The organism is Formosa algae, assembly GCF_001439665.1.
Lineage (GTDB): Bacteria > Bacteroidota > Bacteroidia > Flavobacteriales > Flavobacteriaceae > Formosa > Formosa algae.
Genome location: NZ_LMAK01000041.1, coordinates 20,587 through 44,558 on the forward strand (window position 1 = coordinate 20,587; position 23,972 = coordinate 44,558).

General features: G+C 32.7%; 20 protein-coding genes. 8 read left to right on the forward strand and 12 right to left on the reverse strand.

What is annotated here, in order from left to right; all coding sequences use genetic code 11:
• Positions 1 to 2: 2 nt before the first annotated feature.
• Positions 3 to 3,524 carry a GEVED domain-containing protein gene (locus AST99_RS11090; RefSeq protein WP_057781903.1) on the reverse strand — a complete coding sequence of 1,174 codons (3,522 nt, stop codon included), beginning with the start codon at positions 3,522 to 3,524 and terminating at the stop codon, positions 3 to 5.
• A gap of 289 nt (positions 3,525 to 3,813) precedes the next feature.
• Positions 3,814 to 6,072 carry a T9SS sorting signal type C domain-containing protein gene (locus AST99_RS11095; protein ID WP_057781904.1) on the reverse strand — a complete coding sequence of 753 codons (2,259 nt, stop codon included), beginning with the start codon at positions 6,070 to 6,072 and terminating at the stop codon, positions 3,814 to 3,816.
• A 293-nt stretch (positions 6,073 to 6,365) separates the two neighbouring features.
• Between AST99_RS11095 and AST99_RS11100 the strand changes: the two genes are divergently transcribed.
• From AST99_RS11100 to hemL, 3 genes are read left to right on the forward strand one after another with little or no spacing between them, the layout of a single operon-like run.
• On the forward strand, positions 6,366 to 7,283 hold the full coding sequence (locus AST99_RS11100) for a 1-aminocyclopropane-1-carboxylate deaminase/D-cysteine desulfhydrase (protein ID WP_057781905.1): 918 nt from the start codon (positions 6,366 to 6,368) through the stop codon (positions 7,281 to 7,283).
• Positions 7,284 to 7,287: 4 nt separating this feature from the next.
• A complete protein-coding gene (locus tag AST99_RS11105) occupies positions 7,288 to 8,103 on the forward strand; it encodes a glucosaminidase domain-containing protein (RefSeq protein ID WP_057781906.1) in 816 nt (271 codons plus the stop codon).
• 16 nt (positions 8,104 to 8,119) lie between these two features.
• Entirely contained in the window at positions 8,120 to 9,412 is a 1,293-nt protein-coding gene (gene hemL, locus AST99_RS11110) for a glutamate-1-semialdehyde 2,1-aminomutase (protein WP_057781907.1), read from the forward strand.
• 97 nt (positions 9,413 to 9,509) lie between these two features.
• On the opposite strand, the gene AST99_RS11115 is transcribed toward hemL, so the two are convergent.
• Positions 9,510 to 10,106: a hypothetical protein gene (locus AST99_RS11115; RefSeq protein ID WP_057781908.1), complete on the reverse strand. Its 597-nt coding sequence runs from the start codon at positions 10,104 to 10,106 to the stop codon at positions 9,510 to 9,512.
• A 474-nt stretch (positions 10,107 to 10,580) separates the two neighbouring features.
• Between AST99_RS11115 and AST99_RS11125 the strand changes: the two genes are divergently transcribed.
• The gene (locus AST99_RS11125; protein ID WP_057781910.1) at positions 10,581 to 11,252 is read left to right on the forward strand and encodes a response regulator transcription factor; all 672 of its coding nucleotides are present in this window, start codon (positions 10,581 to 10,583) and stop codon (positions 11,250 to 11,252) included.
• A 58-nt stretch (positions 11,253 to 11,310) separates the two neighbouring features.
• Here the strand turns inward: AST99_RS11125 and AST99_RS11130 are convergent, their stop codons facing one another.
• From AST99_RS11130 to lysS, 3 genes are all read right to left on the reverse strand, one after another.
• Entirely contained in the window at positions 11,311 to 11,793 is a 483-nt protein-coding gene (locus AST99_RS11130) for a hypothetical protein (RefSeq protein ID WP_057781911.1), read from the reverse strand.
• A 113-nt stretch (positions 11,794 to 11,906) separates the two neighbouring features.
• Positions 11,907 to 12,827 carry an endonuclease/exonuclease/phosphatase family protein gene (locus AST99_RS11135; RefSeq protein ID WP_157486369.1) on the reverse strand — a complete coding sequence of 307 codons (921 nt, stop codon included), beginning with the start codon at positions 12,825 to 12,827 and terminating at the stop codon, positions 11,907 to 11,909.
• 7 nt (positions 12,828 to 12,834) lie between these two features.
• On the reverse strand, positions 12,835 to 14,532 hold the full coding sequence (lysS, locus tag AST99_RS11140; RefSeq protein ID WP_057781913.1) for a lysine--tRNA ligase: 1,698 nt from the start codon (positions 14,530 to 14,532) through the stop codon (positions 12,835 to 12,837).
• 163 nt (positions 14,533 to 14,695) lie between these two features.
• Between lysS and AST99_RS18460 the strand changes: the two genes are divergently transcribed.
• The 3 genes from AST99_RS18460 to lipB all read left to right on the forward strand — a co-directional run bounded on the left by AST99_RS18460 (position 14,696) and on the right by lipB (position 16,436).
• Positions 14,696 to 14,854, forward strand: coding sequence for a YqaE/Pmp3 family membrane protein (locus AST99_RS18460; RefSeq protein WP_083495670.1), 159 nt, complete (start codon positions 14,696 to 14,698; stop codon positions 14,852 to 14,854).
• Positions 14,855 to 14,982: 128 nt separating this feature from the next.
• On the forward strand, positions 14,983 to 15,726 hold the full coding sequence (locus tag AST99_RS11145; protein ID WP_057781914.1) for a hypothetical protein: 744 nt from the start codon (positions 14,983 to 14,985) through the stop codon (positions 15,724 to 15,726).
• Positions 15,727 to 15,731: 5 nt separating this feature from the next.
• A complete protein-coding gene (gene lipB / locus AST99_RS11150; RefSeq protein WP_057781915.1) occupies positions 15,732 to 16,436 on the forward strand; it encodes a lipoyl(octanoyl) transferase LipB in 705 nt (234 codons plus the stop codon).
• 8 nt (positions 16,437 to 16,444) lie between these two features.
• Here the strand turns inward: lipB and AST99_RS11155 are convergent, their stop codons facing one another.
• The 6 genes from AST99_RS11155 to AST99_RS11180 form a co-directional block, all read right to left on the reverse strand.
• On the reverse strand, positions 16,445 to 16,636 hold the full coding sequence (locus AST99_RS11155) for a hypothetical protein (protein WP_057781916.1): 192 nt from the start codon (positions 16,634 to 16,636) through the stop codon (positions 16,445 to 16,447).
• Positions 16,637 to 16,696: 60 nt separating this feature from the next.
• Positions 16,697 to 16,993: a Bor family protein gene (locus AST99_RS11160; RefSeq protein WP_057781917.1), complete on the reverse strand. Its 297-nt coding sequence runs from the start codon at positions 16,991 to 16,993 to the stop codon at positions 16,697 to 16,699.
• Between the two features lie 92 nt (positions 16,994 to 17,085).
• Positions 17,086 to 17,403 carry a hypothetical protein gene (locus AST99_RS11165; protein WP_057781918.1) on the reverse strand — a complete coding sequence of 106 codons (318 nt, stop codon included), beginning with the start codon at positions 17,401 to 17,403 and terminating at the stop codon, positions 17,086 to 17,088.
• A gap of 120 nt (positions 17,404 to 17,523) precedes the next feature.
• Positions 17,524 to 18,573, reverse strand: a complete 1,050-nt coding sequence (locus AST99_RS11170) for a nucleoid-associated protein (protein ID WP_057781919.1) — start codon at positions 18,571 to 18,573, stop codon at positions 17,524 to 17,526.
• A gap of 89 nt (positions 18,574 to 18,662) precedes the next feature.
• Positions 18,663 to 21,095 carry a hypothetical protein gene (locus tag AST99_RS11175; RefSeq protein ID WP_057781920.1) on the reverse strand — a complete coding sequence of 811 codons (2,433 nt, stop codon included), beginning with the start codon at positions 21,093 to 21,095 and terminating at the stop codon, positions 18,663 to 18,665.
• 29 nt (positions 21,096 to 21,124) lie between these two features.
• Positions 21,125 to 21,724: a ribonuclease HII gene (locus AST99_RS11180; protein WP_057781921.1), complete on the reverse strand. Its 600-nt coding sequence runs from the start codon at positions 21,722 to 21,724 to the stop codon at positions 21,125 to 21,127.
• Between the two features lie 70 nt (positions 21,725 to 21,794).
• On the opposite strand from AST99_RS11180, the gene AST99_RS11185 reads away from it, so the two are divergent.
• Positions 21,795 to 23,759 (forward strand): putative porin, encoded by a 1,965-nt coding sequence (locus AST99_RS11185; protein ID WP_057781922.1) that lies wholly within the window; start codon positions 21,795 to 21,797, stop codon positions 23,757 to 23,759.
• The last annotated feature ends 213 nt before the right edge of the window (positions 23,760 to 23,972 follow it).

The following is a 23,972-nucleotide window of genomic DNA, read 5'->3' on the forward strand; positions in this document are numbered from 1 at the left end:
GGTTAATAGATTACCTTTTGGATTTTAGTTGTGCCGTTACTTAAAGTCGCCTTAACAATTAAAGGACTTTGTGTTGGCGCTAATTGGTCTAGCTTTATCTCGGTAGCATTTAAACTATTTGCTTGATATAGTACACGACCAATTATATCGTACACTATAATTTTGTTAATAGTACTTGTTGTTGTGCTTGCTTTAATAAAGTTTTGAGTTGCTATAATTTTTAAGTCGGTGTCTGCAATAACATCATCAATACTTAGTGTGCTGTCTTGATAACGTAATATAAAACGATCGTTAAAGGTTCCTATTTCAGATGTGAATTCGTACGGTGAGTCTCTTAAATTGTGTATAGTGTTTTCGTAAAGGTCTTCTAGATATATGGCTTGATCTGTATTCCCGAAAACCCCATCTAATTTTTCAATTCCAATAGTAAACTCGTCTTTTTTAAGACTTACAATACCCAAAGGCACTAAATCTGTGTCTTCAAAAGGATTGGCTTTACCTTGTATAATAAAAGCTTCATCATTTATAATAGAATAAATAGCTGTGTTATTAAAATCCTTAATTATAGCGTCGTAAAGCGCGTCTTTACTATCTAAAGCATCATCAAAATAACCAATAAGCATACTATGAGCGATGTTTTCGGTATCTATTAAATTCAACCAAATTCTATTTTTTTCACCGCTAGTTCTGTAAAAATCAGAATTAGTATATGTAGATGCATACGTTCTCATAGCGTTAGTAAATGTTGCCTGACTAGGAGAGCTTGCAGATTCTTGCATTAATACAAAGAAACCTTGTCCGGAGGCTATATAACCATCGAAACCAGAAGGTGCAGAGCCAGCCAAGGTATATGTAATATAATCATCAGGATTATAACTTTCAGCTTGATCTGCATAAAAAGGATCGTCGTTTCCTGAACTAATTTCAGAAGCGTGAGTCCAAATACGAATACCTCCTTCAATAATATCGTCACTATCTGTTAAAAAAGTATCTGCATAAATTGCAGAAGGGTAAGGGTTTCCAATGAGGTTCCAGTTGTCATCTTCTTTAGTAATAATGGTAGATGAAGCATCTGTATAATTACTTCCGTTATATGTTCCTCTAGTTAAGTTTATACTAATTGGACCATTGTTTGGTTTGTCGTATTGAAAAGATGCGGTATAATTATTTCCTCTAATAATATAACCCTTTCCAGGAGTCATAACTGTATTAGAAACCAAAGACCAATTTCCATATTCATCATCTATAGAAGGTAACCATTCGTAGCGATGAGACGTTGAAGAAATCGCATCGATATTATAGTTCTGAACCGGGGAAGACCAATATGTGTAATCTGTATTTAAAGTAGTTGTAGATGATCTGTTTACCGTAAATGTTCCTGTAGATGAATTTGTGTCATTGTTAGTTTGTATTAAACTTGCATTATCGTTGAGTGTCATCTCACCATCGAGTGCTAATTTGTCTTCTATGACTAGGATCGAGGTGTCATTAACATCCCATGATGCATCGCTAGAAGTTAATGTAAAATCTTCAACAGAAAAGAAACTGTCTCCTTCAATGGTCCCATTTGCACTAGATTCTAAATATCCGTCTTCCATGATTAAAGAACTCTCATCTGTAATGTAAATAGGTGAGTTAGAAATTATATACTCTGTTACTTGTAATTCTGCTTCGTTTGATAAGGTAAGTTGAGAGTTGTCTCCCGAGATGGTAATAGATTTTGCGTAGGCTATTCCATTAATATCACCTGAAGTATCTACTCCTTTAACTTTTGGATTACTATTTCCATCTAAAGTGTTTATAAAGACACAGCTTTCTGCTGTAGGAACTCCTTTAGGGTACCAATTGCTTGGTACAAACCAACCAATACCATTATCTCCAACCCATGTTTTGGTACATGTTACTTCGTCTATTATTAAAGTATATTCTTCTGCTTGCCCTTCATTAAAATTATCGCATGGTTCTGTCGCAGAATTGTCGTTTGTTTTAATAATACGCATTGTTGTTCTTCCTAATGTGGCATCATCTGGAATTACAATGTCTACGGTAAGGCTAATACCATCTGAACCATTAGAATTTGGTAATTCTCCTAATTTAAGTTCTTCATCGTCTTCATCAAAGACGTTGTCTTGGTTCCAGTCTATGTAAGCCACAAAGAAGCTTTTGTCATCTCCATTAGTATTACCTTCTAATGTGATTTCGTATGTGCTTCCTAGATTAACGTTAGCCTCAAGGTCGCAGAAGCGTTCTATAGCATCACTACCATTAATGCTTGCATCTGTAGTGTTATCTATACCCGCAAAGGTTACATGAGAAATTGGTGCAACATCATCGAAAGCAATGTCACAATCTATAACTGTGTAACCGCAATCGTCAATTTCGTCTACAGATTCTTCAACAGTTAAAGTATAATCTTCGGCTTGACCTTCATCAAAGGTACTACATGCATCTGTAGCAGAACTACCTTCTGTCTTAATTATACGTATAAGGGTAGTTCCTAATATGGCATCATCAGGAACTATTATATTCCCAGTAACGCTATTTGAATCGACACCTGTAGAATTTCTAAAATCTCCTATTTTCTGCTCTTCATAAGCATCTTCATCGTCATCAAATACACCATCTTGATTCCAATCGATAAAAGCCATAAAGAAATTCTTATTATTACCGTTTGTGTTGCCTTTTACAGTTATTTCGTAAGTCTCTCCTTGAGTAACTGTTCCTGATATATCACAAAAGGTTTCCACACCTTGACTACCATTTATTGTTTCATCTGTAGCATTATTAATACCTGCGAAGGTAACATTGGTAATAGGTTCTACAGATGTAAAACTTGTAGTACAATAACTTGAAGAACCGCTATCTCCATACATAGTAATGCGAATGTAGCCGTCACCACCATCGCCTCCCGTGGCATTATTATTACCTCTTCTAGTTCCGCCACCACCACCAGCACCAGGACCTCCAGCATAACCATCTCCATTAGAGTTGGCTAAACCACCATCTCCAATTGATATTCCATTGTTGTCGTTTGGGGCATCTGTCCCATCGTCTGCAGTATCACTATTGTTATTAGCTTTGTCTCCTCCATTACCACCATTTGCTCCTATCCAATCATAAGATGTAGGCCCTTGTGCTTGTATAAAAGATTGATCACCATGATTATTTCCTCCAGTAGTTCCTGCTCCACCTGCTGCTATAGTATAGTTTAATATTTCCCCTTCAGCTACACTAATATTACTACTTGAACTGTATTTTCCTGCATCTCCACCGTTACCTCCAGCATTCCTAATAGTACTACCTCCACCAGCACCACCAGATCCCCAAACTTCAATATCAATTTTAGTAACACCGCATGGTATTTCGTAAGTTCCTGTTCCTGGTGAGCTTAAATTGACTACGGTCTGTCCGAATCCACTAACTCCTATTAATGCAAAGCATAAGACTAAAGTAAATTGCTTAAAAAAAGAAGTTTTAAAAGGGCGTGTTCTCTTAAGAGCACTATGAGTAGTTCTTTGTATCATACAATTTAGATTTGGATTATTTTTTTGTAAAAATAAGTATTTAAATGTTTTTACCATGTTTTGGAGGGTGAATACTATATTAATTCTTTACTTTTTTTTTCATTTTTGCTAATATATGTTGCTTAGCATGAGTTATATACCTTTATACTACATATATGTGTTAGGATTTTTCTTACATTAAAAAATACGTGACTTAAAAAGCCCTTTGCTAATTTTAGTAAAGGGCTTTTGCATTAGAATAGTTGTAATATAAAGTTGATAGGGGATATCACTTTAAAATGTATAGATATTAATATATCACTTTTTGTGTTTTAGTTGTACCGTTTATTAATGTTGCTTTTACAATTAAAGGACTTTGTGTAGGTGCTAATTGGTCTAATTTAACTTGGGTAGTATTTAAACCGTTGGCTTGATATAAAACACGGCCTAATATATCGTATACTATAATGCTGTTAATCGTATTAGAGGCAGTGCTTGCTTTTATAAAGTTTTCAGTCGCTATAATTTTTAAACTACTGTCTGTAATAACATCATCTACACTTAATGTACTGTCTTGATAACGTAATATAAAACGGTCGTTAAATGTTCCTGCTTCTGATATGAATTCATACGCAGAGTCTTTTAAATTGTGTATAGTATTTTCGTATAAGTCTTCTAAGTAAATGTCTTGATTGTTTTCGAAAGCACCATCTGTTTTGCTAATTCCAATGGTATACAGATCTTTAGTTAGTGTAATTATTCCTAAAGGGACTTTGTCTGTATCTAAGAATGGTAAACTACGACCTTGAATAACTAAAGGTTCTTCATTTACTAAAGAGTAGATACTCATAATATTATGATCCATAATCACAGCGTCGTATATTGGATCTTTGTCATTTGTAGCACCTTGGGCATAACCGATAAGCATAGAGTTATAACTTTTCGTTTCATCTGCAGTGAAACTTAACCAAATGCGAGATTTTTGTGTGCTAGTGTCTGTTCTATAAAATTCAGAATTGGTATAATCTGCATCATAAGTCCGCATGGCATTGGTGAAATTCAGGTTTGTTCCTGAAGTGGCATCATGTCTCATACTTACAAAAAATCCTTGACAAGACGCAATATAATCTGAACCAGAACCAGGAGGAGGAGGAGGAACACTAGAGCCTAAACTAGTATATGTAATATAATCTGATGCCGTATAATTTTGAACGAAATCTTGATAAAAAGGATCGTCATAATCACCTATCTCTGTACCATGTGTCCAAATTCTGACGCCACCTTCAATAACATTTTCATTTTCTGTTAAGAACGTTTCTACGCTAATGGCAGAAGGGTATGGGTTACCTACTAGGTTCCAGTTGTCGTCTTCGTTAGAGACTATGGTGGCAGATGGTCCGTTGCTGTATGATCCGGAATTGTAGTCTCCTCTATATACAGGAATAGAAATGGGACCATTATTAATTTTAAAAAATTTGTTTGAATTTGAATCAGAATCGTATTTAATTTCTGCAGTAAAAGTTTGAGAAAAAGTTGAAGCAGCGCCAGAAGTACCTACTCTTACTATATAGCCTTTACCTATAGTCATTTGTTCTGATGTTTCTTCCCAATTTCCAAAATTACTTGTATATTCAGTCGTTGTAGTTGGAATCCATTTATAACGATGTGAAGTATTTGCTATATCCGTAAGTTCAGACCCTTCGACTGGTGAAGACCAATACACATAATCATAATTTTTAATGTTACTTGCTGTTCGATTTACTATTAAACCACCTGACCAGTAATTATTTGCATATGTGTTTAAATCAGTGTCTGAAGTTTGTATTAGGCTAGCATTATCATTAAGGGTTATTTTATTCCTTAAATTAATTTCTTCTTCGACTGTTAATGTTGATGTGTCATTAAGAACCCAAGTTCTACCGTTATCTAATAATTCTAGATTTTTAGTCTGGACATAAGATCCATTTACCAAATTTACGTCTGCTCCAGCATAAAAATCATTGGAGATGTAGACATTGGTTTCGTCAATTAACCAACTACTATTTGAATTGTAAAAGTTAATATTATTTGCGTAGATATTGCTTAAAACTCCTGTGTCAAAACTTTTGTAAACGTTAATATCTTCAGTAATCTTTAATGTTGTTTGATCTATAATTAATGCACCGTTACCTGAATTAGCAAGTTCAAAATTATTAGCTTCTATAGTACTATTATCAGCCTCTATATTATTTGTAGTGTAAAGATCTCCACCAACAATAAGTTCACCATCAGAGATATAAATAGGAGAATTCGTGGAGAAATCATTTTGAACAGTCAATTCACCTCCATTTTGGATGGTTAAACTACCATTGTGAGCTATAGTGATAGATTTTGCTACAGCATTAATGCCATCAATAATTGGATATCGAGAAGGGTAATTAATTACTACATCTGTATTAATAGTAGGTAAACTGTTAGGGCTCCAATTGCTCGTGTTGTTCCAATTTGTATCCGAGTTACCTGTCCAGGTCTGCCCAAAAGCGGTAATACTCAATATTCCAAAAATTAGAAATAAATACAGGCGTTTCATATTGTAAGACTTATAGAATGGTCTTACTATTGTAGTATTAAATAGCATAAGATTAATAGCAATATAATTAAGATGATAATTAGCGGGTGCAAATGTACTCTTTTTTATCAATGTATCATTAGATTGTTGATTGTAAATCGATTAATGCTCATAAATTTTAGATGAAAAGCCAAAAAGTAACGTTTAAAAAAAGATGTGTATTTAAGATGTTATCTATTTTTTAATAAAAACTCGTGTTCAACCTTTTATTTCCTTTACATTTGTAAGTCAATGTTTTAATTTAATTGGCGTTTATGCTTTTTTCGTCTACAACCCCAACTATTAATAATCAGACAATCCATTTCGAGTCCGATTGTAATATCAGTCTTTCTATTAAACGGGAAGACGAAATTCATCCGTTTGTTAGCGGAAACAAATACAGAAAACTTCATTATAATATTTTAAAAGCAAAAGACGAACAGCAAACTACCTTACTAACTTTTGGAGGAGCGTTTTCTAATCATATAGCAGCAGTAGCTTATGCGGGACATGTGTCGGGATTTAAAACTATTGGCATTATTCGCGGAGAAGAATTGGCTTTAGAATCTCAATTAAATCCTACGCTTAAATTTGCCCAAGCTTGTGGTATGATTTTTAAATATGTCACACGATCAGATTTTAGGCTTAAAGAAACTCCAGAATTTATTAAAGGCTTGCATGATGTTTTTGGAGATTTTTATTTAGTGCCAGAAGGCGGTACTAATAATTTAGCCATAAAAGGTTGCGAACTTATTTTAACAGCAAAAGATTCTGATTTCGATTACATTTGTTGTGCCGTAGGAACAGGGGGTACTATTTCTGGACTTATAAACAGCAGTCAATCAAATCAAACCATTTTAGGATTTCCTGCATTAAAAGGTGATTTTTTACAAAACAATATTAGTAAATTTGTAACCAAAACCAACTGGAAATTAATAACCGATTATCATTTTGGAGGTTACGCTAAAATAAATGTCGATTTAGTCGATTTTATAAATAATTTTAAAAAAGAACAAGGTATTCCTTTAGATCCTGTATATACGGGCAAAATGGTTTTTGGAATTATGGATCTAATAGAGAAAGGGTTTTTTCCTGAGCACTCAAAAATATTAGTTATTCATACAGGAGGTTTGCAGGGTATTGCAGGCATGAATACCCAATTAAAGAAAAAAAACATGCCTCAAATTATATAGATATATGAAGCGAATAATTATCCTTTTATTAATAGCAGGCGTAGTGTTTAGTTGTGGTTCTCGAAAACGAAAAACAACATCGTCTAAACAGCATACAGAGTATTTAAAAAGTAGAAAATTCCGTCACAATACTAATGAAAGTGAAACGGTAGTAAGAGAAACAGAGCCTGAAGTAGAGGTGATGCCTAAAGTTATAACCAATACGGCGGAATATATTCAAGTATTTGGTGGCGTTGCTGTTGAAGAAATGAAATTCTATAACATTCCGGCAAGTATTACATTGGCACAAGGTATTTTAGAATCGGGTTCTGGTAAAGGCCGTTTAGCTGTAGAAGCGAATAATCACTTCGGCATTAAATGTCATGATTGGACAGGTGCTGAGATTTATCACGACGATGATGAAGATCAAGAATGTTTCAGAAAATATAAAGATCCTAAATATTCGTATCGTGATCATTCCCTGTTTTTAACCGAGCGAAAACGCTATTCTGCTTTATTCGATTTAGATATAGACGATTATAAAGGCTGGGCAAAAGGCTTACGTGCTGCAGGTTATGCTACAGATAGAAAATATCCTGATAAATTAATTGCTCTAATAGAGCGATATGAGTTGTATAAATACGACAATCTAGTAACAGGAAATCAGCAACCCTCAAGAAAACAACAACGTTCAAGTCAAGATGTACATTATGTTGTCAAAGGAGATACGTTATATTCTATTTCTAGACGCTATAATATTTCGGTACAAGAACTTCAAAATATAAACGGATTAAAAGATACAAACTTGTCTATAGGACAAGAATTATTAGTGAAATCCTAATTACATAAATAATAGAATGAAATATACAAGAAGTAGTGCTTTGTTTGCTAACGCAGAACAGGTTATTCCTGGTGGTGTAAATTCTCCAGTACGTGCTTTTAAGGCCGTAGGAGGAACTCCTCTTTTTATTAAAGAAGCTAAAGGCGCGTATTTAACAGATGAAGATAACAATACATTTATAGATTATATAAATTCTTGGGGACCTATGATATTAGGTCATGCTTATCCACCTGTTGTTAATGCAATTATAGACAAGGCTAAATTAGGAACATCGTTTGGAGCTCCTACAGAGATAGAAACAGAAATAGCTGCTTTGGCTGTATCTATGGTTCCAAATATTGATAAAATCAGATTCGTAAACTCAGGTACAGAAGCCTGTATGAGTGCTGTACGATTGGCAAGAGGGTATACTGGAAAAGAAAAAATAATAAAATTCGCTGGATGTTACCACGGGCATAGCGATTCGTTTTTAATACAAGCGGGAAGTGGAGCCATGACATTTGGAAGTCCGAATAGTCCTGGTGTAACAGCCGGTACTGCTAAAGATACATTGTTGGCAAAATACAACGATATAGCGCATGTAAAATCTATAATAGATGCAAACCTAAACGATATTGCTTGTATTATTTTAGAACCTGTTGCTGGAAACATGGGCTGTGTGCCACCACAAGCTAATTTTTTAGAACAACTTAGAGTACTTTGCGATTCTAATAATATTCTTTTAGTTTTTGATGAGGTGATGACGGGCTTTAGATTGGCCAGAGGAGGTGCACAAGAATTATACAATGTAAAAGCAGATATTGTTTGTTTTGGTAAAGTTATTGGCGGCGGATTACCAGTTGGTGCTTTTGCGGCACGTGAAGAGATTATGAATTATCTTGCCCCATTAGGACCAGTATATCAAGCAGGAACCTTAAGTGGGAATCCGTTAGCTATGGCAGCAGGATTAGCGATGTTGAAAGCATTAGAAAACGATACTGAAGTATTTAATCGTTTGGCTGAAAAAACTGAATATTTACATAGAGGACTGACTAAAGTATTAAACGATCATAAAATTGTGCACACTATTAATCGCGTAGGGTCTATGATTTCTGTGCATTTTTCAGACACTCCAGTTGTCGATTTTGAAACATCGGCCACAGGAAATAATGAAAATTTTAAAACATTCTTTCATGGCATGTTAGAGCAAGGGGTTTATATTGCGCCAAGTGCCTTCGAAACGTGGTTTATTACAGACGCTTTAACTTATGCAGATTTAGATGCCACTATAAATGCAGTACATAAAGTAGCAACAACTTTAAAGAAGTAATACTGGTTTAAAAAACTTAAATAAAATTTAAAAGGCTTTTCGTATCACACGGAAAGCCTTTTTATCTTATATTAAACATTAAGGTAGATGGTTACAATTAAAGAAGATTTCCTTGGTCGTCAGACTTTACGGTTTTAGTGTGTTTTCCGTTAGAAATGGTAACTTTATATAAGGTTGAAATGCCTTTATTATATTTGTAATTTATATTACATACATTATTTTCAAATCTCCATTCTGGATACGCTTTCATTATACTAATAATAACAGGTTTTGGTAATGCAACATCTTTATATTTTTCTTTAGATTCCTTAATCTCTCCTATTTTGTTGTAATTTATGGTCATAGTTCCTTTTTTGTTACTAAAAACAACATCATAAGTCGACTTGCTTTTACTATCATATACCTTGTGATCTTTTAAGTTGTATTGTGCTGCACGTTCTTGAAATGCTTTTACAAACATTGCATTTTCGGTAAATCGTGAACTGTTTATATAGGTCGCATTTACACCTACCGTTTTTACAGTAGCTTTAGTTGTTTTGGCAGGTGTTAAGGCTTCTATAGCAGATAAAGCAGTAACATTTCGACCTTGATTAAGTGCCATTTGCGAATTGTAATTATTTAAAGGCTCAATACTTTGTGCGTAGAAGCTGTTTACTATAAACAAGCAACATACTAACGACATAAATTTTTTCATAATACTGTAGTTTTTTGATTAATAAATTATTTATTTCAAATTTAAAACGATATATATTATGATTTTAGCAAGTAACTACCGGTTTTTAAAATAGGGTGTTTCTACTTAAGTAGAGCTACGTAGTATTGAAAAAATCGTGATGAGTCACTTTCTGATATTGTATTCTATTCTGTTTTTTTTAATATAAGCATAGTCTTCAATTACTTTTAAAGTAGAAATTTCCTATTTGAAGCTAGGTAGTATTACGTGTTTTTTGATTGTTTTCATGAAAAAAGAACATTCGCTTATTAAAAGCATCTATCTTCGTTAATATTTCCCATGAACTAGAATAAGCATCGTTGTATTTACATTGATGTTCAGTAGTGTTTATTAACTCTTTAGGTGTTAAACCAAATCTAAAATCTAAAACACTGTGTAACAAAGCGTTAAAATAACAGTCTTATTTTAAACAATAGCTAACACTTTAAAAGTTTCATGGAATCGAATTTGATACATATCGTTATTGCAGATGATCAGCGGTTATTTCGCAAAGGAATTCGTTTCTTACTTGAACGTGATACGCGTATATTAGTAGATTTTGAAGCTTCCGACGGTGTAGAATTATTAAATTATTTAAGAACTTCCGCACTCCCTGATATTGTACTTACAGATTTAAATATGCCAGAACTTAATGGCGTAGAGGCAACTAAATTAATGCAGAAGGAGTTTTCAGCTTTAAAAATAATAGCGCTTACAAGTCATAGCTCTAAATCCTGTATTTTAAATATGATACACTTAGGCGCATCTTGTTATTTACCTAAAAATTCTTGTCCGGCCGATGTTCTGTATGCTATAAAAGAAGTGCAAGATAAAGGGTTTTTCTACACTAATGAAGTCTTAAAATATCTTCATGAAGATTTATTAAAGCATAATAGTAAACGTACCAAATGCGATTTTGACGAATCGTATTTAACTGGGAGAGAAAAAGAAATATTAGAATTAATATGCAATCAACATACAACGATAGAGATTGCGGAAAAATTATGTATTAGTCCACGAACGGTAGAAGGACATCGTAATAATTTACTTTTAAAAACAGAATCTAAAAATGTAGCCGGATTAGTAACCTATGCAGTAAAAAATGATTTATTAAATTTTATAAAATAAAACAAAAACGGCAAACCTAATTTGGTTTGCCGTTTTTATGGGAGGGTATTCATTATTTTTAGCCACGTCTCTCATTATCCTCGCGGTTATTACCTTTTCTACCTTCTTGGTTTCTTTTGCCATCAGGACGTTTATTCATGTCTTGTACCCACATGGCATATTGTTCGCTTTTTAAGATACTTTTCATTTTGTTTTTCATGAAAATCTGACTGTCTAATCTAGCAATCATATTATCATAACGTTCTTGCTCTGTAGGTTTCTGACCTGCATCTTTAGCTTCTTTGAAAGCTTCGCGATTGGCTTGTCTTTCTTTTGCTTGATTAAGATTTAAAGTATACACTTCTTTTTGTTGCGATTCAGAAAGATCTAAATCTAAAGTCATTTTTTTAGTCTGAAGTGTAGCTTGCTGTTCAGGAGTAAAGTCTGCTCTTTGCATGCGCATTTCTTTTTTGTCTCCATTTTGGTTATCTCTACTTTTTTTTCCTTGTGCAAAAGCATTTAAAGAGATAAACGCTAAAGCTAAAACTATTAGTTTTTTCATGATAATTATGTTTTAAATTATATCTCTATGACCCGTAGATTTTAAAAAGGTTTAATGAATAGAGAAATTTTAACAACGTCTTAACGTCGTAGAGAAATTCATGAAATTTAAAACTAACGTCTAAGTCGGTAAGTACCAATTAATAAACCGTGGTCTGAATATTCATTAAATTCTTTGTGTAAAATAAGGGGCTTCCACGCTTTTGAAATCCAAATATGGTCAATCTCTAAAATTGGTAATCGGCTAGGCCATGTTGCAGAAACGCCATTGTTATAGGCGTGAAAACTTTCGAAATTAGATTTAAATAATTCAAAAAATGCACTTTCGTAAGGCGTGTTAAAATCACCTACAATAAAGTTTACTTGCTCTGTTTGTATAATAGATTGAATGGTTTCAAAATCTGCTTTTTTGGACAAAGCAGGGTTGGCAAATAAATCGTTAATTAAAATTTTTACTTGCTCTCCACGAATTGTAGCAGTTACTAAATTACAGTTAGAACCGGTAGAAATTCTTTTGTATGCTGTTTCATTAATTTTTCCTTTTACAGCAATTAACATTTCACTCTGTAATTGTTGAATATCGTATAAAGGATATTTGTTTTTAAAAGCAATAAGATCTTCTTGAGGAATTTTTTTAGCTTCAACAAAAACTAATATTTCAGGATTATAGGTTTTCGCTTTTTCAAAAATTTTATCAATAGGTAAATGTTTTGGTCTAGAGATATTCCAAAATAATATAGAACGTGTTTTCGCAATATCTTCTTTAACGTCTTCTGTTTTAAAAACATAATTGTTATACCAAAATAACCCTAATAAGCAGTTAATAAAAATTATGGTAAATAAGACTATTTTGTGTTTACGCACTATAAACGATAAAAATATACCGTATGCAATAATAAATAGTAAAGGAGTGGCATTAAAAATAAAAACAATAGGCTGAAATCTATCCTTTATAATAAAATGTATAAGTATTAAAAAAGCATACCAGAAAAGGAGGTATGCTTTTTTTTTATATTTAAAAAGGAGTTGAATCATATATTTCTTAGTCATTGAGAGAGACAAACAAACCACTGTCTGTTTTGTCTACCTTGGCTACACCTAATTTTGTTAATCCTTTTATAGTTTTATCCCATTTTTTATTACTTAATTGGGATTGTGTTTTTAATGTGTTTAAATCTATTGGAGACGTTGTTTTTAAAATATTGAAAATGGCTTTTTCGTCTTCAGACATATCTACTTGTTTTTTCTCAGGACGCATTTGAGGGAAAAACAATACCTCTTGGATAGATTGGTTGTTTGTTAAGAACATAATTAAACGGTCCATCCCAATTCCCATCCCTGAAGTAGGAGGCATACCATATTCTAAAGCTCTTAGGAAATCGTAGTCTATAAACTCGGTCGCTTCATCGTCTCCTTTTTGAGCTAATTTTAATTGATGTTCGAAACGCTCGCGTTGATCTATAGGATCGTTTAATTCAGAATAAGCATTTGCTATTTCCTTACCACAAACCATAAGTTCAAAACGCTCTGTTAATTCAGGGTTATCTCTGTGTTCTTTACAAAGCGGACTCATTTCTTTAGGGTAATCTGTGATAAAAGTTGGCTGTATGTAGTTTCCTTCACATTTTTCACCAAAAATTTCATCAATTAATTTCCCTTTACCCATAGTGTCGTCCACTTGGATTCCCATGCCTTTTGCAGCTTCACGGATTTCAGCTTCTGTCTTCCCAGTAATATCAAATCCTGTAAAATGCTTAATAGAATCTGCCATAGTTACACGAGCATAAGGTGCTTTAAAATCTATGTCGTGTTCGCCAAAAGTAGCTTTACTTGTTCCATTTACTGCAATAGCACAATGTTCTAAAAGTTTCTCGCAGAAATCCATCATCCAGTTGTAATCTTTATAAGATACATAGATTTCCATGGCTGTAAATTCTGGATTGTGTGTTCTGTCCATACCTTCGTTACGGAAGTTTTTAGAAAACTCATATACACCATCAAAACCACCAACAATTAAACGTTTTAGGTATAACTCGTTAGCGATTCGCATATATAAAGGAATGTCTAAACTGTTATGGTGTGTTATAAATGGGCGTGCAGCGGCACCTCCAGGAATAGGTTGTAAAACTGGAGTTTCAACTTCAAAGTACCCAGATTCGTTAAAGAAATTACGCATCGCGTTAAATAACTTGGTACGTTTTATAAACACTTCTTTTACATGTGGGTTTACGACTAAATCTGCATAACGTTGTCTGTAACGTTGTTCGGGATCTGTAAACGCATCGTGTACTTTTCCTTCTGTATCTACTCGAGGTTGAGGTAATGGGCGTAACGATTTACTTAAAATAGTAAAGTCTCTAACCATAATGGTTTTTTCTCCTACTTTAGTTGTAAATAACTCACCTTCTATACCTACAAAATCTCCAATGTCTAATAATTTTTTATAGACTGTGTTGTATTTCGTTTTATCTTCTCCAGAACAAATTTCATCACGATTAAAGTACACTTGAATACGACCTTCGCTATCTTGTACTTCAGCGAAACTTGCATTTCCTTGTATTCTTCGTGACATTAATCGTCCGGCAACTATCACTTTCTTTCCTTCTTCAAAATCTGTCTTAACCTGTTTACTAGTGTGGGTTAATGGATAAAGATTTGCTGGATAAGGATTAATTCCTAACTCGCGAAGTTTGCTAAGCTTTTCTCTTCTTACGATTTCTTGCTCTGATAATTGCGACATATTACTTTTGTTCTGTTTAATATTTAACGGACAAAGATAATTACTATTGGTTAGTATATCAATATATATTATCGAAAAACGAAATAGATTTTTTAAGGTGTAACAATTGCTGTTTTTCAGCGTCTTATTTTTACATCAATCAATCTTATTAAAATCAATCACAATGAGTATCTGGAGAGTTATCCTATCAATTATTTGTCCGCCTTTAGCCGTTATTGGTAAGGGGTGTGGCTCTGTTCTTATCGTATTTTTATTATGGCTTTGTGGCTGGGTTCCAGGTGTAATCGCTGCCTTGGTTATTTTAAATAATCCGAAGCGATAATTTACGGCTTTTATACGCTAACGGTTTTCAGGGATTTTTAATCGATTAGGAGTGTCTTAAGGACAAAATGAGACTGCTTTTGGTATATAATAAGTATATTTGCAGCTGTTAATCATTTAAACCAACCGATGAAAAAAATCTATGTTTTAACCGTATGCCTTTTACTACTTATATTAAGTAGTTGTGAGTTTTCTGAAACAATTCATATTAATGAGAATGGTGCAGGAACCATGTCTTTTTCTTTTGACGGATCTCAACTTATGCAAATGGGAGGAGAGTCTATGGGAACAGATGAAAAAGTGTTAGATTCTACAGTCGTATTTAAAGATTTTTTAGAAGCTAAGAAAGACAGTATTGCAACACTTCCAAAAGACGAACAAGAACGACTTAAGGCCTTAGAAAATTTTAAGATGCACATGTTAATGGATCCTAAAACTCAAAAAATGGTCATAGATATTAATACCGATTTTGAGAATGTCGAGGAATTAGAAGATATGTTTAAGGTGCTTAATAAAGCCAACGAGTTAAAGGAAACTAATGAAGCACAGCAAACCAGTCCGTTAGCAAAGATGGGAGCAACAGAATCGTCTGAAGTTAGTTATACTTATAAAGGCAATGTGTTTAAACGTATTGTTACTGTTGTAAATCCAGAACTTTTAGAGTCTACAAAAGATAGTTTAGCCGATGCAGAAATGATACTTGCGGCTTCAACTTATACATTAAATTATCATTTTCCGAAAAAGATTAAATCGGTCTCGTTAGAAAATGCCATGTTTAGTGCAGATCATAAAAGTTTTTCTGCAGAATTAAGCTTTAAGGAGTATATGACTAATCCTGAAAGTTTAAATGTAGAAGTTATATTAGAAGATTAATTGCTTTGAATAAAATAATAAAATTACAAGATTTAGGTCTACGAGATTATAAGGACACTTGGGATTACCAAGAAGAACTATTTAAACATATTGTAGATCTTAAAATACAAAACAGGAGAGAGGATACCTCTATCCCTACACCCAATTACTTTTTGTTTGTAGAGCATCCGCATGTGTATACATTGGGGAAAAGCGGACATATGTCTAATATGTTGCTAAACGAAGCACAGCTTGAAGAAAAAGGAGCCTCGTTTTATAAAATTAATCGTGGTGGAGATATTACATATCACGGTCCAGGACAAATAGTAGGGTATCCTATTTTAGATTTGGATAATTTTTTTACAGACATACATAAATATTTAAGGTTTTTGGAAGATGTTATTATTCTAACTTTAAATGAATATGGTGTTAAGGGAGAACGTAGCCCTGGAGAAACAGGTGTGTGGTTAGATGTTGGGACACCGTTTGCTAGAAAAATATGTGCAATGGGCGTGCGTGCCAGCCGTTGGGTTACTATGCATGGCTTTGCTTTAAATGTTAATGCCAACTTAGGATATTTTGATAATATAATTCCGTGTGGTATTCGAGGAAAAGCGGTCACATCGCTTAATGTAGAATTAGGTGTAAAAGAAGTAGATGAAGAAGCTGTGAAGGCTAAAATTCAACATCATTTTTGTACCCTTTTTGAATCTGAATTTGTTTTAGAATAACTTGAAAATTATTCGTTTACAGATTTACTTCTTGTTAAAAGCGCTATAGCCGCAAAGATTATGAAAAGTATAACTTTACCGATTAGGTAGCCATAACCATATTCTGTTAACCGCTCTAAGTCTGTAGCTATAATTTGAACAACATTTATAAAGAGTAGAAGTGCAATAATTAAAGAAATATAGAAAGCTGTTTTTTTCATTATAAGCAATATTAAAAAGCGAGGTTGTAATTAATAACCTCGCTTTTCTAGTTTATATAACTATTTTGTAACAGTAGTCATTGTTGGTGTGTAGATACCAAAAGTAAGTGCAGCTACTAAACCATTAACAAAAGTTTGTTGAGTTGTAACAGTATAATCTGTTGCTCCACCAGCCATTTCTTTAGCGTTTGAAACTCCAACAGGAGCTAAACCGTAAATTACATAGTGATTCCATTCTTTTGTTTGAGAGTTTCCTTTTGCACCTGCTCCAACAACAGTTGTGTAAGAATAACAAGATGTTAATAACATTGAAGCTGCAAATACAGCAGTCATCATTTTCATTGTTTTTTTAAACATGATTTTTAATTTTAAGTTGTAATTAATTTTATGATACTCAAAGATTGAGTCTTTTTAAGGAAGTCTGGTTACGTTGTAGAAGACTATTTTGCTTATCTCGCCAATAATTTTTTAGACACTTTATACGTTGCAGCATAAATGCAACCTTCTTGTTCACGTTTTAAGTGGCTAAATTCTCTTTTATACCAATTTACATCAGTTGCTTTTTTTCTAAATGTATCGTGGTTTATTGTTTTAAGTTCTTCACCATTTAACATCATTTTAATATCGTAAATAGCAATTCCAAAATGTTCAGACTGTTTTAAGACTTCAGAAAAATCTTCTTCAGAGAAATAACTATCACCATTATGTTCTTCAATTTTGGTTAATCCAGCAAATACATTTTTTTCTAAAAATTCTTCTTGTGTCATTTTATTAGGCTTTAAGTCTGTTGTTTTAAAACAACTGTTAGTGTTAATAAGGTGAACTTGTTTTAAATGTTCTGCCTTGTTATGTAAGGGTAAAGTTAAATACTTTTAAGGTAAAAGGTATTATCCTTCAGTATTAAAGAATACCTTATAATAATACATTTTCTTTTCTTCGTCGAAACCACGTTCTAAATATTCACTAGCAGCGTCTGGCGCATCAATATCTAGTTTAATTTGAATTTGAGTATCTAGTTTTATTTCTGTTTTAATTTTTGCCTTTTGTTTCTTTACAACAGGTTCTGCAACATCAAACTGATTTAAAATAAGGAGCTCTTGTTCTCCCTCAAAAGATTTTTTATAATCGTCGAACAAGGTTTTGTGTTTGTCGTCTTCAAAAACTTCTTCTTTGAAATTTTCAATATTTACAAATTCATGTTCTTTAAAGTAATCTACTGTTTTGGCTAAAAAGATATTTTGTTCTTGGTTACCGTAACTGGTTTTTAAAATCTCGGTAGAGAATTCTTTACAGAGTTCAATATAATTTTGTGTGTGCGAATTAAAATCGTTCGCATATTTTATGTTTAAAAAGTTATTAATCCAATACTGTGCATCGTAATTATTATTGTCTACTGTTAATACAATAGGACCTTCTGCATCTGTTTGGTTTAAAATTAAGCAACCTTTATCTACTTTTTTAGTGTTTATACCTTGTTGTACGGCGACATCGTAACTGTTACCCTCTAAATAAGTTTGAAAGAAATTAGATTTACTTTCTATTTTAAATATACCAACGGCATTGGTTACAATTTCATTAAACTCTATACCTTCAAAAATGGCAACAATAACGTCTCCTGTTTTTATTTGTACAGAATTAGATTGTTCATATAAATGCTTGACGATATTTTTAGATACATCAATAAAATTAGATTCGTCTCCAAAAATATCTTCTGTATAGGTATTTATTTCATTGAGTTTAATGTTGGCATGGTGATTAAAACGATGGCTTTGCACTACAGAACCAAATGGTCTTAATAAAAAGGGAAGCATTAAATCGTAACTTGCTTCATCAAATTGAACTTCACTTTCTGAAAACGCATTTTTAGTATCGTTAAACTTGTTTCCAACTTTATGAATTATAAATTTACTGATAGTGGCATTATTACGTTTTATCATGATGTTTTTAACTTAAAAATTAAGGGATGCAATAGTACTAAATTAGCTTCAATTTTAATAATTAAAGCCGGCTTATCCGTCTTGTTTTTTTAATTAATCTGATATATAATTATAGCATTGTCGTCTCCCTTAGTAACCACTTCTAAATGGTTGTCTTTATCTGTATTAGCAATGTCTATACTACTTGTGCCATAAACTGGGAAATTAGATATGTTTTCGCCTTGGCTATCAAAAACGTAAACCTTTTGTGCTTGTACATCTGTAGTGGTTACGTATATTTTATTGTTTATATAAAATAGTTCAGCAGGCGTGTAATTTCCGTAATCTAGCTCTAGGGTTTTATTTCTAATGCTTAATTTGTTTCCGGTTTGGGTAACTAAAGTTCTAGACGTGGCGAATAAGTGATGGTTTTCGCCTAAGTTTAAATTCTCGCTTGTTACTCGTCCTCTAGTATCTATAAGTATTAAATCTCCTTCGTCTGTAGTGGTTGTAAACTTGTCGTTATATATGTACACCCCTTCGTTAGAATAAGAGTAAGACGATTTAGGAGTAACACGCACTTGCCCTGTGCGGCTTAAAATGTAAATTTGATCGCTAGTTTTAAATACAAGATAGTCTTTACGGTTTATTCTAAAATGTTGCGGTTTATGGATAATGGTTTGGTTGGCCTCTTTGTAAGTAAACCCTTTTACATTATTTCCATGTGCATCGTACATTAATACGCCTTTGTTTTGCACAACAACCAAGCGATATTTTTTATTATTATCGTAATCGAAAACAGATAAAGGTTGAGTTATTTCGTCTCTAAACTTTTTAGGATAAGATTTTGCTGGTTTCCCATGTCTATCTAAAACATACAAATAATGTGCAGTAGTAAATGCCAACTGCAAACGGCCATTTTTATACATGTCTATTTGAGAAATATCGCCAATAATAGCTTCTTCTAATTGTTTTTTCCAAAGGACTTTCCCTTTGTTAGAAATTAAATACAGATTATTATTGACATCCTGAACCACAATCTCTTTTTGTCCAGAACTATGGTTGGTTACAAACTGCGGGTTATTTAAAAGTTTAGCATCTAATTTTATATTCAGTTCTTCACTAACCGAATTTTCAGAGGCTCTAGTTTTATTCCTTTGTATAATACCATTTACATGTGCAAAATTATGATCATAGATATATTGTATGGCAGAAACTTTATAAGCATCTGTATTTACTTGGGTTTTAGTTTTGAAATTTGTTTGTAATATGTCGCTTAAAAAATTAGAATTACCAACTAACATTAAAGATGAAGCGTCACTTAAATGCTCTGTAATGTTTTTATAAAAACTACGCTCGTTAAAAGTGGCTTTGTTTTGGTAGGCCGCAATAATGCTCTGTAATAATTCTAATTGGTCTGCAAATACAAAGAAATCATCTAGAACAGCATAATAGGATGCTGTATCTGTTTTTATTAAAGGTTTAAAATGTATAGGAAACCATTCTGGGTGAGCAAAGCGTTTTATATCTACCTGGCGGAAACTTTCTATAATTTCTTGAGAATCCAAAAGCGCATCATTGGTTTCCATATTGTCTAAACTGTGCAATACAATAGCGCGAGACTCCTTATCATATATTACTCCAATTTCATTTGTATTATCAAACAAAGTCGTTTCTGCAGGATCTTGTTTGTTATAAACGACAATGTTAGCTTGTAAATTACTAAAGTCCTGATATGTTAAACTTAAAAAACCATCGCTATCTTCTGGCGTAATTTGAGCCATTTTATTCTCTTGCGGAATGGTGTTTTTAAAAATGTCTATAAGATAGTTTACAGAATCTGTTGCTTTAGTTATACCGTTAATTGTAATTTGGTCTTGAGTAATATCTGTGTCCAGGGCAAGATATTTTGTAAAATGTTGAAGCGGAATAGAATCTGAACTCAAAAACATTGAAGATTCCTCTATGGTTTCTGAATCTAAAATAACGGCAAATGTTTTTTCTGAAGCTGTAGTATTGTAAATTTTTTCAAGTTCAGGATTAACAGGCTTAGTGTTTAGACTGTTTTCAATAATAGATTTTGATGTCGACCCGATAAAGATGCTATCAATTATAACACTGTATAGGTTTTTTGTGCTAAGTTCTGTTTTTGTTATGGTGGTGTTTTTAAACTTTATTTGTTCTTGTTTGGGTTTGTTTATAGAGTCGAACTGAAAAAAGTCTGCACTGTATTTTGTAATTAATGTAACTTGAGAGCTATCTGTATGGTCTTTAGAAAAACAAAATAAAACCTCTTGCTTTGGTTTAAAGTCTTTAGTGTTCTTAAAAACATCATCTAAAGATTTGTAAAAAGGTGCTGTTTTAAATTCCTGAACTAAATCATTATTAGTTAAACTGCTTTTTAAATCTTCAAGATTATTCGTTTTAATTAAAGTAGAGGTATGTTCTGGAACAAATTCAATCAAATTTTGATGCGTGGTTGTGTTAGTGTCACAACTTATAAAGAATACACTAAAAATTATAGCTAAGAAAAGCGCTCTCATAAAAAAGAATTTTTTACAAATATAGGAAGTTATATATCTAATTTTAATTGATCGGGTAGTAATCTAAAGGATAAACGGTGGTATTTTGTAGTCCCGTATTTTTTTATGGCTGCACGATGCTCTTTTGTCGGATACCCTTTGTTCTGTTTCCAATTATACATCGGGAATTCTTCATGAATTCTGTTCATATAAGCATCGCGATAGGTTTTTGCAAGTATAGATGCAGCTGCAATATTTAAATATTTTCCATCGCCTTTAATTATGGTTTCAAACGGTACTTTTAAATATGGTTTAAATCGATTACCATCTACACTAATAAATTCGGGTTGCGGATCCAGTTTTTTTATAGCCAACTGCATGGCGTGTATAGAGGCATTTAAAATATTTATTTCGTCTATTTTTTTTGGAAAAACATGAGCAACACCAAAAGCTACGGCTTCTAGTTCTACTATAGGTTTAAGTAAATCGCGTTTCTTTTCAGATAATTGTTTGGAATCGTTTAAAATGATGTTTTTAAATGTTTTTGGTAAAATTACAGCAGCGGCTGTTACAGGTCCAGCTAAACATCCGCGTCCAGCTTCGTCTGTTCCACATTCAAATTCGTATTCCGAATAGTTAAGCGCAAGCATTTAAATTATAGTTTTGTTATGTATGGTTATCATATTTTGTATTTACATTTGCAAGATCTAAAAAATAATTATGAAGCAAATCATTCTGTCATTCTTTTTAATGTGCTTTTCGCATCTTGCTTTTTCTCAAGTCGCACCTAAGTTAGACAAGGAAATAGACAAAAGCGATACTGCAACAGAAAAAGGACTTACTGAAAAATCATCTGATACTTCAAAAACAAAAGATGAAAAAAAAGTAGCCAAGATAGAGCAATATCTTATAATTTCTCATTTAAATGATACTACTTATGTAGATACCACTTTATCTATACAGAAAGAATATAAATTTAACGCCATAAGAAAAGACGAATTTGGTTTAATTTCCTTTTCTAATATGGGGCAAACCTATAATACGTTAAGTACAGATTTTAAATCGCAACGCCTAATGCCTAAATTAGGGGCGCGTTCAAAATTTTTCGCTTTCAGAGAGGTAGAAGATGTTAGCTACTACCATGTGCCAACTCCTTTAACCGAGTTGTTTTACAAAACAGGTTTTGAACAGGGACAAGTTGCGCAAGGTTTCTTTACTGTAAATACGTCAGAACAATTTAATTTATCGCTCTCTTATAAAGGGTTGAGATCTCTTGGAAATTATCAGCATATTATTTCTAGTATAGGCGATTTTGAATTTACAACCAATTATAAAACTAAAGACGAACGCTATATTGCGAAATTCCATTTTGTTGGTCAGGATGTTAATAATGAAGAAAATGGCGGATTGTCTGATGACGATGTTGTGTATTTTGAAAATGGCGATCCCGATTTTTTAGACCGTGGTGTTTTTGATGTGAATTTTGAAGATGCAGATAATACCCTAAAGGGGAAACGCTTTCATTTAGATCATCGTTACTATATAGTGAAGCCAAAAGATTCTCTGGCGAAGCATAGTTTAAATGTAAATCATATCATGACGTTTGATGATCAATACTATCAATTTAATCAAGATGATGTTAATGATTATTTCGGAGATGCCTTTGTCTCTACAGATATAGAAGATAGAAGTACTATTGAAAATTTCTACAATCAAGTTCAATTAAATTATAGTAATGCGCTTTTAGGTGATTTGCAATTTAATGTGAGTCACGATAATTATAATTATGGATACGACCAAATAGTAATTATAGATGAAGAACAAATAACAAACAGGTTAAAAGGTAATATTATAGCTGTAGGAGGGAAGTACCACAATAGATTTGGAGGGTTCGATATTTACGGAGACGCCGGTTTAAATGTTACTGGAGATTTTGCAGGTAATTACATTACAGGAAAAGCATCGTATAGATTTACAGACGATATATTGATGAGTGCTGAAATTAATCACAATGCGTCACAGCCTAATTACAACTTCTTATTATATCAAAGTAGTTATCTAAACTATAACTGGCAAACTAATTTTAGTACAGAGAAAACACAGCAATTGAGTTTTAAATTAGAATCTAAAAAGCTAGCTAATATTTCTGTAGATTATTCTACGATTAGTGACTACGCTTATTTTAAAGAGGATGAAGATGCAGGAGGTGTAAAGCCGTTTCAGAACAGTGCTACAATTACGTACTTAAGAGTGCGTTTAGATAAGGAAATAAAGTTTGGCCATTTCGCTTTAGATAATAGTATAATGTACCAAAACGTACAAGACGATAATCAGGTTTTAAATATGCCTGAATTTGTAACTCGAAATACATTATATTATAGAAACGAATTTTTCAAGAAAGCATTACTGTTAGAAACAGGTGTAACGTTTAATTACTTTACCGATTACTATATGAATGCTTACGATCCATTACTCGCAGAGTTTTATGTACAGACAGATCGAGAGTATGGGAATTTTCCAAGATTTGATTTCTTTATAAATGCTAAAATTCAACAGACACGTATCTATTTTAAAGTCGAGCATTTTAATGCATCGTTTACAGGATACGATTATTATTCGGCTCCTAACTATCCTTATCGAGATTTAGCATTGCGTTTTGGTATAGTTTGGAACTTCTTTATGTAAGAAGGTAATAGACGTGTATGTGTTCACTATTGTCATCTGTTTTATAGTGAATGCCTCATAGGTTTTAAAGAGGTCTTTGTAGTTCTTGAAGGCTTTGAAATAAAATATAAATTACAACTTACTGGAAACATAATACTTAAGATTTATTTGAAAAATCTTTTAAAAAAAGCTTGGTCGTTATAAATAAAAGGTAGTATATTTGCACCCGCTTAG